We start from the raw sequence: 12,508 nt of genomic DNA, 5'->3' as shown, positions 1-12,508 counted from the left end.
CATCTTTGCATGCACCCGGGGTGCGTGCAAGGCCTGAATGACAATTCAGGTTGAAGGCATCCACCCCCGGGGCGATGCCGGGGGTCACGGGTTGGCGCCGCCGGCCTGCTCGTTGCCCACCCAGGGGGTGATCGAGACCCGGATCTTGAGCCGGTTGCCCGGATCTTCGGGCAGGCGGGAGCGGTACTTGGTGCCCTTGTAGACGTAGTCCACGTCGTAGGCGATCGGCCGGCGGAACTCGCGGCCGACCGGGATGATCTTGCAGTCACGGGTCAGCAGCGGCCCGGTATTGGCCGGGGCAGTCTCGACGACCACGGTCTCGGAATAGCCGCTCTCGTCCGTGCTGCCGTCTTCACGACGGAAGATCGAGCGCACCGAGTCCATGAAGCGACCGAACCGGCCCTTGTCTTCCTGCGGTTCCTCACCGGTGACGTTGACCGGGGCCAGCGTGCGGGTCGAGATCGGCACGCAGTGTTCTTCGGTGCGGGTGGCGCGCAGGGTCTGGAACACCGGCTCGACGTTGAGCACCTGGGCGTAGTCGAACTTGACGTTCTCCACGATCACCACCCGGTTGCGCACCTCACCGTCCTGGGCGCACGCCCCGAAGGCGGCACTTCCGAGCAGGCAGACCAGCGTCAACAACGAAGCGGATTTCATTGGCAACAAGGAAGAGGACAAGGGGGATAGTTTAGGCAGTGCCAGGCACAAGGGGCTGAACATTACCCTTCCGTGGCGTTTATGCCCATAGGCCGGACCCACGCGTGGCCCCGGAACCCGCCCCCCACGGGCCGGATCGGCTGAAGCCTTCAGCGATCCCGCCGGCCGGCCCCGCCACCCACCTGCCCTGCCCCGCATCCCCCCAAAGCCCCCGACACGTTCTAAAATCGACCGCTTACCCCCGCTCCCGACCCTCATGACCCTGCGCCTGCACAACAACCTGACACGCCAGCTCGAACCGTTCACCCCGCTCGATCCGACCTGTCCGACCCTGTATGTGTGTGGCCCCACGGTCTACAACTACGTCCACATCGGCAATGCCCGTGGCCCGGTGGTGTTCGGGGTGCTGGCCGATCTGCTGCGGCGCCGCTTCGGTGGCCTGCGCTATGCCCGCAACATCACCGACGTGGATGACAAGATCAACACGGCCGCGCGCGAGCAGAGCGTGCCGATCAGCACGATCACCGACCGCTTCGCCGCCGCCTACCGCGAGGACATGGCGGCGCTGGGCGTGGTCCCGCCGGACATCGAGCCGGAAGCCACCGCGCACATCCCGCAGATCGTCACGATGATCGCGCAGTTGATCGCCAACGGGCACGCCTACGCGGCCGAGGGCCACGTGCTGTTCTCGGTGGGCTCCTACGCCGACTACGGCAAGCTCTCGCGCCGCGACCCGGACGAGATGCTGGCCGGTGCCCGCGTGGACGTGGCCCCGTACAAGCGCGACCCGGGTGACTTCGTGCTGTGGAAGCCCTCCAGCGACGACCTGCCCGGCTGGGCATCGCCCTGGGGCCGCGGCCGCCCGGGCTGGCACATCGAGTGCTCGGCGATGGCCGCCGCCCACCTGGGCCCGACCATCGACATCCATGCCGGCGGCGTGGACCTGCAGTTCCCGCACCACGAGAACGAGATCGCGCAGAGCGAGTGCGCGCACGGCGGGCAGACCTTCGCCCGGTTCTGGCTGCACAACGGCATGCTCAACTTCGGCGGCGCCAAGATGAGCAAATCGATCGGCAACATCGAGCGGGTGCACGACCTGGTCCGCCAGCATGCCCCGGAGGCCCTGCGCTACGCGCTGCTGTCGGCCCACTACCGGCAGCCGCTGGACTGGTCCGATGCGCTGATCGAGCAGTCGGTGCGCACCCTGGACCGGCTGTACGGCACCCTGCGCGACCTGGTCGACGTGGAAGCCACGGCGGTGATCCCGGCCGAGATCGAGGCCGCGCTGGATGACGACCTCAACACGCCGCAGGCGCTGGCCGAACTGGCCCGCATCGCCGGCGAGGCGCGCAAGGCCGCCGACGCCGACAAGGCGCACTGGAAGTCCACCCTGCTCGGCGCCGGCCTGGCGCTGGGCCTGCTGCAGCAGGATCCGGGCGCGTGGTTCGGCACGGCGGTCGGCCACGATGACGATGCCGCCATCCAGGCCCTGATCGATGCGCGTGCGGCCGCCAAGCAGGCCCGCGATTTCGCCCGCGCCGATGCGATCCGCGACCAGCTGGCCGCGGAAGGCATCGTGCTGGAAGACACCGCCCAGGGCGTGCGCTGGTCGCGCAAGCGCTGAAAGACCGCCCGACTGACAGCCGGGCGCTACCAGAGACTGCCCGACCCATTGGGCGTTGCCACGACACAGACCCGGCCACGGATGGCCGGGTGCCTCCTTCGAACCATCACGGCCAGACCACGGAAGGCGCATGACCGGCCTGGAGTACCCCCATGACCCCTGCATCCCCGTTCCCGCTCGAACCCACCCCGGCCGAGGCCCAGGCCGCCATCGCCGAGGAATTCGCCTTCTTCGGTGACTGGTCGGAGCGTTACCAGTACCTCATCGACCTCGGCCGTAAACTGCCCACCTTCCCGGACGAGTGGAAGACCGAGGAGCATCGCCTGCTCGGCTGCCAGTCCATGGTCTGGATCGTGCCGGAGGGCAATGCCGAGGCGCTGCGCTTCCACGCCATCAGTGATTCGGCGATCGTCTCCGGGCTGATCTACCTGGCCCTGCGCGTGTACTCGGGCCGTTCCGCGGCCGAAATCCTGGCCACCGAGCCGAACTACATCCAGGACATCGGGCTGTCGCGCCACCTGTCGCCGACCCGCAGCAATGGCGTGGCGGCGATGCTGGCCTTCATCCGCGACACCGCCCAAGCACAGTCGTGACCCTCTCCGCCGATCCGCAGGAGCCCGACAGCGCCCTGCAGCTGCTGGCGCGCCCGGGTTTTTCGCTGGTGCTGGCGTACCGCATCTTCGCGATGCTCTCCTACCAGATCGTCGCGGTGACGGTCGGCTGGCACATCTACGAAGTCACCCGCAATCCGTTCTCGCTGGGCCTGGTCGGCCTGGCCGAGGTGCTGCCGTTCTTCTGCGTGGCCCCGTTTGCCGGCTACCTGGTCGACCACCTGCCGCGCCGCCGGCTGGGCATGGTCGCCTGCAGCGGGCTGGTGATGACGGCCCTGGTGCTGACCGCGGTCGCCCAGGGCTGGCTGCCCTTCCACGGGGTATGGCCGATCTATGCGGCGATCGCGCTGACCGGCATGGTCCGCGCGTTCCTGTCGCCGATCTACAACGCGCTGTTCGCGCGCGTGCTCGAGCGCACCCAGTACGCGCGTGGCGCGGGCCTGGGCGCGGTGGTGTTCCAGGCGGGCATGGTGCTCGGCCCGGCACTGGGTGGCGCACTGGTGGCCTGGGGTGGCAAGGGCGTGGCCTACGGCGTGGCGGTCGGCGTGTCGCTGATCGCGCTGGGCTGTCTGGCGGCGCTGCGGGTCTCCGAGCCGGTGCACACCGGCCCGGCGGCACCGATCTTCAAGAGCATCGCCGAGGGCGGTCGTTTCGTGCTGGGCAACAGGATCATGGTCGGGGCGATGGCGCTGGACATGTTTTCGGTGCTGCTCGGCGGCGTGGTGGCGATGCTGCCGGCGTTCCTGCACGAAATCCTGCACCACGGTCCGGAGGGGCTGGGGGTGCTGCGTGCGGCGCCGGCGCTGGGCTCGGTGTGCGTGGGGCTGTGGCTGGCGCGGCGGCCGCTGCAGCGCAATGCGGGGCGCGTGCTGTTGTTCGCGGTGGCGGGGTTCGGTCTGTGTGTGATCGGGTTCGGGCTGTCGTCGAATTTCTGGCTGTCGGCGGCGATCCTGCTGTTCTACGGTGCGTTCGACGGGGTGTCGGTGGTGGTGCGTTCGACGATCCTGCAGTTGGCGACGCCGGAGGAGATGCGCGGCCGGGTGTCGTCGATCAATGGCATTTTCATCAGTTCGTCGAATGAGTTGGGTGCGTTCTATGCGGGCACGATGGCGAAGCTGCTGGGGCTGGTCCCGGCGGTGGTGCTGGGTGGCTTTGCGGTGTTGAGCGTGGCGGGCATCACGGCCTGGAAGAACCCGACGCTGCGGCGGTTGAATCTGCGCGATCTGCATTGAGCATTTGCCCGGCCGGCCGCTTGGGGCTCCCCAGCTGGCTGGTTGGCTGGCGCTGCGCGATTGGGCTGCGTGCGCTGTCGGCTCGGCGCCTTCCTGATTCTGCGGTTGGGCGGCCGGGCAGCGCAGTGCAGGACCCGCCGTAAACCCATCCATGGGGGCTCGTAGTGCGGCATCCATGCCGCACACGGTCCTTCACTGCGCTGCCCGTCCACCCATAGACAGTCAGTTCCTTGCGCGGAATTAACGGCGAAGAGCGACCGGCGACCGGCAGATAGCTGACGCCTGACGGCTTTCAGGACTTCCGCACGGCTCACCGCTCACGGCTTCGGCTGACTCATTAGTGCGGACTGCGGACTGCGGACTGCGCAATTTTTGGCCTGCCCGCCACGCCTGTAGATCCACGCCATGCGTGGATGCCGCGCAAAGCGCGGCACAAACATCCGGACCAGCACCCGGCATGTCCCGACGATCCAGCCGGCACTGGCAGCCTGCCGAAACAGCGTCAGAAGCGGGAGTCCAAGCTCTTCCATCCGCCCACCCATGAACCTGTCGGGAGTGGGTCGGGCAGCCCGGTCCGGGACCGTGTGCGGCATGGATGCCGCACTACGAGCCCCCATGGATGGGTTCACGGCGCGTCCCGGACCGGGCTGCCCGACCCACTCTAACGCCAGCCTCCAAGGCGCCTACGCCCTTCGCGACCAACACAAACCAACACAACCCAAAAACGAACAGCCACAAAAAACCCGGCCGAAGCCGGGTTTTCCGTAGAAGAGCAACACCAACAGCGCGATCAGTCGCCCTGCTGCTTCTGCAGATGCTCCCAACGCTCCTGCGCATCGATCGTGCGCTCAGCGGTCAGGCGGGCTTCCAGACGATCCAGGCCGATTTCTTCGCCCGTATCAACACAGAAACCGTAGTCGCCGTCTTCCAGACGCTTCAGCGTGCTGTTGATCTTGCCGATCAGCTTGCGGTAACGATCACGGGTACGCAGTTCCAGCGAGTTCTCGGTCTCGCGGGTGGCGCGCTCGGCCTCATCGCCGATGTCACGCACTTCTTCCTGCAGATTCGCGATGGTCTGCTTGGATTCTTCCACCAGATCATTGCGCCAGTGCTGCAGGCGCTGGCGGAAATACTCCAGCTGCAGCGGGCTCATGTATTCCTCTTCCGCGCTCGGCTTGTAACCGTCGGGCAGGATCGGACGACCGGTGGCTTCGTCAGTCTTGTATTCCACCACCTTCACCTTGGTGCGCGGGGCCGGGGCGGCCGAACGCGCTGCCACGGCAACGGCGACCTTGCCGACCGGACGGGACACCGGCTTGGGGGCGGACTCGGACTTGGCGGGGGTTTTTGCAGGCGATTTCGAAACGGGCACGGGATTCTTGTTTTGCGGGGCCTTGGAGGCGGGGGCCGCTGCGACCGGCGCCGGCGCGGAGGCCGGAGAGGTGACAGGTTTGGCCGCGCTCTTGGCCGGGACAGACTTGGCCGGCGCCGGCGATGCCGGCTTCGGTGCGGACTTCACTACGGGTGCTGCAACCGGCTTGGCAGCCGGCTTGGATGCCACGGGCTTGCTGGCGGTCTTGCTGGCCTTCACCGGCGTGGCCGGTGCCTGCTTGACTGCGGTCTTCTTCGCCGGGGCCGGCTTGGCCGCGGGTTTGGCGGCGGCAGGCGTCACGGTCTTCCTGGCCGCCGGCTTGCCGGCCGCGGTTTTTTTGACGGGCGCCTTGGTTACCGGCTTGCCTGCCGCGCGCTTGGCGGGCGTGGCAACCGGCTTGGCGACCGTCGACTTCTTGGCAACGACCTTCTTGGCGACGGTCTTCTTGGCCACCACCGTCTTGGCAGCAGGCTTCTTGGCGACAGCCTTCTTGACGGCCTTGGCGGGCGACTTGCTGGCCGCCTTTTTAACGGGTGCCGTCCTGGCCGCCGGTTGTTTGGATGCAGGCTTGCCAACCGGCTTGGCAGCCGGCTTCTTGGCAACGGTCTTGGCCGCCAACTTCTTTACAACAGGCTTGGCGGTTTTCTTGGCGGCCTTGACGGCCTTCTTTGCAGTTTTTTTAGCAGCCACGAAACGCTCTTCCTTGGATTCCCCGGGGCCCGGGAAAGCGGGCCTTTATAGCCTACCCGACCAGCAGCAGCAACCACACCGCCTACTCCGTTCAGCCCCGGAGTCGCAAGGCGTGCGACCGGTCCGCCTGGCAGGCGGGCCAACGTGCGCAGTTCGGTACCTGACCCGGCGACACCGCCGGGGCGGCCCGTCGCGCGCGTGGGTGCGGACGGGTCCAACGCCCCATCCTGCGACAAATGCGGCCTTCATGCCAACTGGAATAAGATTGGGGGGTGATCTCACGCCTGCTCATCGCCCTGCTGCGCTTCTACAAGCGCTTCATCAGCCCGTTGCTGGGGCCGCGGTGCCGCTTCATGCCCAGCTGTTCTGAATACGCCATGCAAGCCATCGCCACCCATGGCCCCGCGCGCGGCAGCTGGCTGGCCGCGCGCCGGCTGGGCCGCTGCCATCCCTTCCATCCCGGTGGTATCGACGAGGTGCCTCCGCGCGCCGCGCATGACGCCACCTGCCGCTGCACAGGAAAACACTGAATGTCCTCCACGCTCATCGTCAACGCCCGCCTCGTCAATGAAGGCACCATCACCCAGGGTGACCTGCGCATCGAAGACGGCCGCATCGCCCAGATCGGTCCTGGCCTGGAGGCACGCCCGGGCGAGACCGTCGTCGACGCCGCCGGCCGCTGGCTGCTGCCGGGCATGATCGACGACCAGGTCCACTTCCGTGAGCCCGGCCTGACCCACAAGGGTGACATCGCGACCGAATCGGCCGCGGCCGTCGCCGGGGGCCTGACCAGCTTCATGGACATGCCCAACACCAACCCGCCCACGCTCAACGCCGAGATCCTGCAGTCCAAGTACGACGCCGCCTCCGGCCGCGCGCGCGCCAACTACGGCTTCTACATGGGCGCCAGCAACGACAACCTGGCCCACATCCAGTCGCTGGATCCCAAGACCGCACCCGGCATCAAGGTGTTCATGGGCGCCTCCACCGGCAACATGCTGGTCGACAACCCGGACACGCTGGACGCGATCTTCCGCGACGCGCCCACGCCGATCATCACGCACTGCGAAGACACCCCGATGATCGATGCCAAGGCCAAGGAGTACGCCGAGAAGTACGGCGATGCCCTCAGTGCCGAACAGCACCCGGACATCCGCTCGCGCGAGGCCTGCCTGAAGTCCTCCCAGCTGGCCGTGTCGCTGGCGAAGAAGCACGGCACCCGGCTGCACGTCCTGCACATCTCCACCGCCGACGAGCTGGCCCTGTTCGAACGGGGCCCGCTGATCCGCGCCGATGGCAGCCGCAAGCAGATCACCGCCGAAACCTGCATCCACTTCCTGCGTTTCGACCGCAGCGATTACGCGCGCCTGGGCAACCTGATCAAGTGCAACCCGGCGATCAAGGAAGCCAGCGACCGCGAAGCGCTGACCCGCGCCGTGGCCGATGACGTGATCGACGTGCTCGCCACCGATCACGCGCCGCACACCTGGGAAGAGAAGCAGAAGCCCTATGCGCAGGCGCCGTCCGGGCTGCCGCTGGTCCAGTACGCACTGGTCGCCGCACTGGAGCTGGTGCACGAAGGCAAGCTGGAGATCACCCAGGTCGTGCAGAAGTTCGCGCACGCGCCGGCCCAGCTGTTCGACGTCAGCCAGCGCGGCTACCTGCGCGAGGGCTACTTCGCCGATCTGGTGCTGGTCGAGGACGTGCCCTTCACCGTCAAACGCGAAGACGTGCTGTCCAAGTGCGGCTGGTCGCCGTTCGAAGGCACCACGTTCCGCTCGCGCATCGCCTCGACCTGGGTCAACGGGCAGCTGGCGTGGGATGGCGAAAAGCTGGTGGGTTCGCCGAACGGCCAGCGCATGAGCTTCGACCGCTGATGCGGGCACGACTGTTGAGTGCGGCCCTGGCCGCCGCAGGCGTCGCGGCGATGGGCAGCCTGCTGCCCTCGCCCGCCGTGGCCCAGGCCGATGCGCGGGTGGTGTTTCCAGCCAGCGCCTCGCAGGGCGCGATGGTGATCGGCAAGGTGCCCGCCGGCAGCGTCGTGCAGTACGGCGGCCGCAGCCTGCGCGTGAGCGGGTACGGCAGCGTGGTGTTCGGCATCGGCCGCGATGAGAAGGGGCCGCTGCAGGTCCAGGTAAAGCGCCCGGATGGCGGCAACGAAACGGTCAGCATCGCCGTCACCCCGCGTGACTGGCCGACCGAGCGTGTCAACGGCGTGCCACCGAAGACGGTCAACCCGCCGCCGGCGATCGCCGAGCGGATCAAGCGCGAGCAGGCCCAGGTCACCGCCGCGCGTGCCCGCGATGACAACCGCGCCGACTTCGCGCAGGCCTTCATCTGGCCGGTGCAGGGCCGCATCAGCGGCCGCTTCGGCAATGCGCGCGTCTACAACGGGCAGCCCGGTTCCGGCCACTCCGGCATGGACATCGCGGTCCCCACCGGCACCCCGGTCAAGGCACCGGCCGCCGGCGTGGTCACCTTCGCCGGCCCGGACCTGTACCTGACCGGCGGCACGCTGCTGCTGGATCACGGGTTCGGGATCAGTTCGAACTTCCTGCACCTGTCACGCATCGACGTAAAGGTCGGCGACCGCGTGGAACAGGGCCAGGTGATCGCCGCGGTCGGGGCGACCGGTCGCGCGACGGGCCCGCACCTGCACTGGGGCATGAACTGGTTCGATACCCGTATCGACCCGCTGCTGGTGCTGGAACGCGGGAAATAACGGGGTGCCGGCCGCTGGCCGGCACGCACACTCAGCCGCGCGCAGCCCACCAGGTCAGCCACAGCGTACGCATCGGCGTGGCCTGGTACTGGCGATCCTGCGCCCAGGTCTGCTGGCGGGCACGGGCCAACGCGGCGTACAGCCGGCGGGGCCGCGGGCCGACTACCCGCGCCGGCCACTTCGCCAGCAACTGCTGCGCCCACTTGCGCGGCGCGGCGCTGTCATCCTCGGCCAGCAGCGAACGCGGAATGGCAGCAACACCGCTCTCGTGCAGGCGCTGGGCCAGGGTCTGCACCAGCACCGGGGTGGCGACATCGCCACGCGCCGGGCTGTCGAACATCACCGCTTCGACCGCAGCCACGGCGGCCGCATAGGCCTGCAACGCGCGCAGCGCCTGCGCCGGATCGACCGGCACCGCACGCGCGTCGATCAGATCCGGCAGGGTCCCGGCCAGCTCTGCCCACGGCGCACGCACCGGCTCGAGCACCCGGCCCAGCGGATGGCGCGAACGCTGCGCCGCCCAGCTGCGCAGCTCTTCCCCCCACCACGCCAGTTTGGCGTCCGACGGCATCGGGTCGCCGGCAGTGTTGAGGATGTCGTCGAACTCCTGCAGCAGCGAGAACCACGCCACCACCAGGGTGCGCTGGTTCTCGGGAACGAAGCGTTCGGCCACCTGCCACTCGGGCCAGCGGGTCCGCCACTTGTCCAGGAAGCTGTCCAGGGCGCTGGAAGTACTCACGGTGTATTCCTTGAAAGGCTAGAGCGTGCGCGGAAGCGGCCACGCCTTGGCATGTTGCAGGTATTCGGGCAGATCGACGAGGGTGTCGGCACCCCAGGCCATCGGATCGTCGGCATCGAGCCGATAGCCCCACAGGGCGGCGACGGAGGCCATGCCGGCGGCGTTGGCGGCGACGATGTCGCGCTCGTCATCGCCGACGTAAACGCAGGTGCCCGGCGCGATCCCCATGCGCTCGGCCGCGGCCAGCAGCGGCAGTGGATGCGGCTTGCGCTGGGCCAGGGTGTCGCCACCGATCAGCACCTTGCAGCGCTGTTCCCAGCCCAGCTGCGGCACGATCAGGCGGGCCAGGTATTCGGGCTTGTTGGTCACGATGCCCCAGGCACAGCCGGCGGCATCGAGTGCGTCGAGCATGCCGGCGATGCCATCGAACAGCACCGCGTGCTGGCCGATCAGGCCCTCGTAACGCGCCAGGAACTCCGGCACCAGCGCATCGCGCTCGACCTGCCCCAGTTCGGGAAAGGCCACCGAAATCATCGCGCGCGAGCCCTTGGAGACCACCGGGCGCAGCGCGCCCAGGGTGATCGGCGCACGTCCGCGGGCGGCCAGCATCGCGTTGGCGGTGGCCAGCATGTCCGGCGCGCTGTCCAGCAGGGTGCCGTCCAGATCGAACAGCACCGCCGGCGGGAAACCGAGCTCAGACACGGGCGGCGGCGTCCGGCTTGACCGCATGGGCCAGGTAATTGATGTCGGTGCGCGTGCTCAGGCGGGCCCGGTTGCGCCACGGCTCATAGGCCATGCCACTGACATCGCGCAGGTTGAAATCCGCTTCGCGCAGCCACTTGCCCAGCTCGGCCGGCTTGATGAAATCCTGGTAGTGATGCGTGCCCTTGGGCAGCAGCCGCGCCACGTACTCGGCACCGACGATCGCCACGGCGAACGCGGCCGGGGTGCGGTTCACGGTGGACAGGAACAGCTGGCCGCCCGGCTTCAGCAGGCGGTGGCAGGCGGCGATGATCGCGCCCGGGTCCGGCACGTGCTCGAGCATTTCCATGCAGGTGACCACGTCGAAGCTGCCCGGCTGCTCGGCGGCCAGGTCTTCAGCGGCCTGCACGCGGTAATCGACGCTGACGCCGGACTCCAGCCCGTGCAGGCGCGCGACCTTGACCAGCTCCGGGGCCAGGTCGATCGCGGTGACGTCCGCACCTTCCTTCGCCAGCGCCTCGCTGAGCAGGCCGCCGCCGCAGCCGATGTCGAGCACGCGGGCGCCCCGCAGGGTGACGCGCTGGGCGACATACTTCAGGCGTACCGGGTTCAGCGCATGCAGCGGCTTCTGCGGGCCGTCGACATCCCACCAGCGGTTGGCGAGCGCGGCGAACTTGTCCAGTTCGGCCTGATCGAAATTGGTGGAGGCATGGGGGGTGTTCATGGGGATCCTTGGTGCATCAAGCACGGATGTGTCGGATACGCTCGCGCCACTGGCGGGCGTTGGCAACGATCGCCGCGGTGTCCATGCCAATCAGTTCGCGCTGGACCAGCTTGGGCTGGCCGGCGATCCAGACATCACTGACCTGATGGCGGCCGGCGGCGTAGACGAGCTGCGAGAGCACATGGTGCAGCGGTTGGGTTTCCAGCGCGGACAGGTCCACGCAGACCAGGTCGGCCTGCTTGCCGACCTCGATCGAGCCGATGCGGTCGCCGAAGCCCAGCGCGCGGGCGCCGCCCAGCGTGGCCGCGCGCAGCGTGGTGGCCGCGTCCAGCGCGGTCGCGTCGTTGGCGACGGCCTTGGCCAGGATCGCCGCGGTGCGGTTCTCGCTGAACATGTCCAGGTCGTTGTTGCTGGCGCAGCCGTCGGTGCCGATCGCCAGGTTCACGCCTGCGCGCTGCAGGGCGCAGGCCGGGCAGAAGCCGGAGGCCAGCTTGAGGTTGGATTCCGGGCAGTGCACCACGCTGACGCCGCGCTCGGCGCACAGGTGGATTTCCGCCTCGGTCAGCTGGGTCATGTGCACGGCGATCAGGCGGTCGTTGACCAGGCCGAGCCGGTCCAGCCGCGCCAGCGGGCGCTGGCCGTGCAGCTTGATCGAGTCGCTGATTTCCTGCGCGGTCTCATGCGTGTGCAGGTGCACCTGCATGTCCAGTTGATCGGACAGCATGCGCACGCGTTCGAAATTGGCATCGTTGACGGTGTACGGCGCGTGCGGCGCGAACGAGGTGCCGATCAGCGGATCGTTGCGCCACTGGTCGTGCAGCTCGCCGGCCTTGGCGAAGTACTCGTCGTCGGTCTTGGCCCAGGCGGTCGGGAAATCGATGATCACCGCGCCGACCAGCGCACGGAACCCGTGCTGCTTGTAGACGGCGGCCTGGACGTCGGAGAAGAAGTAGTTTTCGTTGGCGCAGGTGGTGCCGCCGCGCAGCATCTCGGCGATCGCCAGGGTGGTGCCGTCGGCCACGAACTCCGGCCCGATCACCGCCGCTTCCACCGGCCAGATGTGCTGTTGCAGCCAGACCATCAGCGGCAGGTCGTCGGCGACGCCCCGCAGCAGGGTCATGGGATTGTGGGTATGCGCGTTGACCAGGCCCGGCATCAGCGCCGCCTCCGGGCGCGAGACCGTCTGCTTGGGCGCAAAGCGCTCGCGCGCTTCGGCACGCGGCAGGATCGCGATGATCTCACCACCGCGCACGGCTACGGCATGGTCTTCCAGCACCACCGCATGCGGTTCGATCGGGACCACGTAACCGGCTTCGATCAACAGGTCACAGGTTTCGGGAAGGCGGGCGGTGTCGGTCATGCGGACTCACTGTGCTGGGCGGCGACCCGAAGGCGTGTGCGACCGGGGCGCTCTGGAGGTAGAGCCGAGCCATGC

Annotated in this window: 12 protein-coding genes; 6 read left to right on the top strand and 6 right to left on the bottom strand. The window is 68.3% G+C overall.

Annotation, left to right across the window (positions count from 1 at the left end; genetic code table 11):
* Window positions 1-84: 84 nt before the first annotated feature.
* Window positions 85-657, bottom strand: a complete 573-nt coding sequence (locus HDC96_RS01590; RefSeq protein ID WP_179458464.1) for a hypothetical protein — start codon at window positions 655-657, stop codon at window positions 85-87.
* A gap of 256 nt (window positions 658-913) precedes the next feature.
* Here HDC96_RS01590 and cysS point away from each other — a divergent pair, with 256 nt between their 5' ends.
* From cysS to HDC96_RS01575, 3 genes are all read left to right on the top strand, one after another.
* Complete coding sequence (gene cysS, locus HDC96_RS01585) at window positions 914-2,281, top strand: cysteine--tRNA ligase (protein WP_179458463.1); 1,368 nt, start codon at window positions 914-916, stop codon at window positions 2,279-2,281.
* A gap of 152 nt (window positions 2,282-2,433) precedes the next feature.
* A complete protein-coding gene (locus tag HDC96_RS01580) occupies window positions 2,434-2,874 on the top strand; it encodes a SufE family protein (RefSeq protein WP_179458462.1) in 441 nt (146 codons plus the stop codon).
* Window positions 2,871-4,124: an MFS transporter gene (locus HDC96_RS01575; protein ID WP_179458461.1), complete on the top strand. Its 1,254-nt coding sequence runs from the start codon at window positions 2,871-2,873 to the stop codon at window positions 4,122-4,124. Before HDC96_RS01580 ends, HDC96_RS01575 begins: the two co-directional genes overlap by 4 nt.
* A gap of 790 nt (window positions 4,125-4,914) precedes the next feature.
* Here the strand turns inward: HDC96_RS01575 and dksA are convergent.
* Window positions 4,915-6,186, bottom strand: a complete 1,272-nt coding sequence (dksA, locus tag HDC96_RS01570) for an RNA polymerase-binding protein DksA (RefSeq protein WP_179458460.1) — start codon at window positions 6,184-6,186, stop codon at window positions 4,915-4,917.
* Window positions 6,187-6,458: 272 nt separating this feature from the next.
* Between dksA and yidD the strand changes: the two genes are divergently transcribed.
* The 3 genes from yidD to HDC96_RS01555 are packed head-to-tail and all read left to right on the top strand — an operon-like array spanning window position 6,459 to window position 8,908.
* Window positions 6,459-6,716, top strand: a complete 258-nt coding sequence (yidD, locus tag HDC96_RS01565; protein ID WP_121038212.1) for a membrane protein insertion efficiency factor YidD — start codon at window positions 6,459-6,461, stop codon at window positions 6,714-6,716.
* On the top strand, window positions 6,717-8,063 hold the full coding sequence (locus HDC96_RS01560; protein WP_179458459.1) for a dihydroorotase: 1,347 nt from the start codon (window positions 6,717-6,719) through the stop codon (window positions 8,061-8,063).
* The gene (locus tag HDC96_RS01555; protein ID WP_179458458.1) at window positions 8,063-8,908 is read left to right on the top strand and encodes a M23 family metallopeptidase; all 846 of its coding nucleotides are present in this window, start codon (window positions 8,063-8,065) and stop codon (window positions 8,906-8,908) included. Before HDC96_RS01560 ends, HDC96_RS01555 begins: the two co-directional genes overlap by 1 nt.
* Before the next feature lie 31 nt (window positions 8,909-8,939).
* Here the strand turns inward: HDC96_RS01555 and HDC96_RS01550 are convergent, their stop codons facing one another.
* From HDC96_RS01550 to HDC96_RS01535, 4 genes are read right to left on the bottom strand one after another with little or no spacing between them, the layout of a single operon-like run.
* Window positions 8,940-9,647 (bottom strand): squalene/phytoene synthase family protein, encoded by a 708-nt coding sequence (locus HDC96_RS01550; protein ID WP_179458457.1) that lies wholly within the window; start codon window positions 9,645-9,647, stop codon window positions 8,940-8,942.
* A gap of 18 nt (window positions 9,648-9,665) precedes the next feature.
* Window positions 9,666-10,376 carry a phosphoglycolate phosphatase gene (locus tag HDC96_RS01545; RefSeq protein ID WP_179458456.1) on the bottom strand — a complete coding sequence of 237 codons (711 nt, stop codon included), beginning with the start codon at window positions 10,374-10,376 and terminating at the stop codon, window positions 9,666-9,668.
* Window positions 10,342-11,073 carry a bifunctional 2-polyprenyl-6-hydroxyphenol methylase/3-demethylubiquinol 3-O-methyltransferase UbiG gene (ubiG, locus tag HDC96_RS01540; RefSeq protein ID WP_179458455.1) on the bottom strand — a complete coding sequence of 244 codons (732 nt, stop codon included), beginning with the start codon at window positions 11,071-11,073 and terminating at the stop codon, window positions 10,342-10,344. Before ubiG ends, HDC96_RS01545 begins: the two co-directional genes overlap by 35 nt.
* 16 nt (window positions 11,074-11,089) lie before the next feature.
* Window positions 11,090-12,433 carry a TRZ/ATZ family hydrolase gene (locus HDC96_RS01535; protein WP_179458454.1) on the bottom strand — a complete coding sequence of 448 codons (1,344 nt, stop codon included), beginning with the start codon at window positions 12,431-12,433 and terminating at the stop codon, window positions 11,090-11,092.
* Window positions 12,434-12,508: the final 75 nt, after the last annotated feature.

The organism is Stenotrophomonas sp. JAI102, from assembly GCF_013409105.1.
Classification (GTDB): Bacteria; Pseudomonadota; Gammaproteobacteria; order Xanthomonadales; family Xanthomonadaceae; genus Stenotrophomonas; species Stenotrophomonas maltophilia_AA.
The sequence above is the reverse complement of the archived record's forward strand: the minus strand, read 5'-3'. Positions and strand labels throughout refer to the sequence as shown.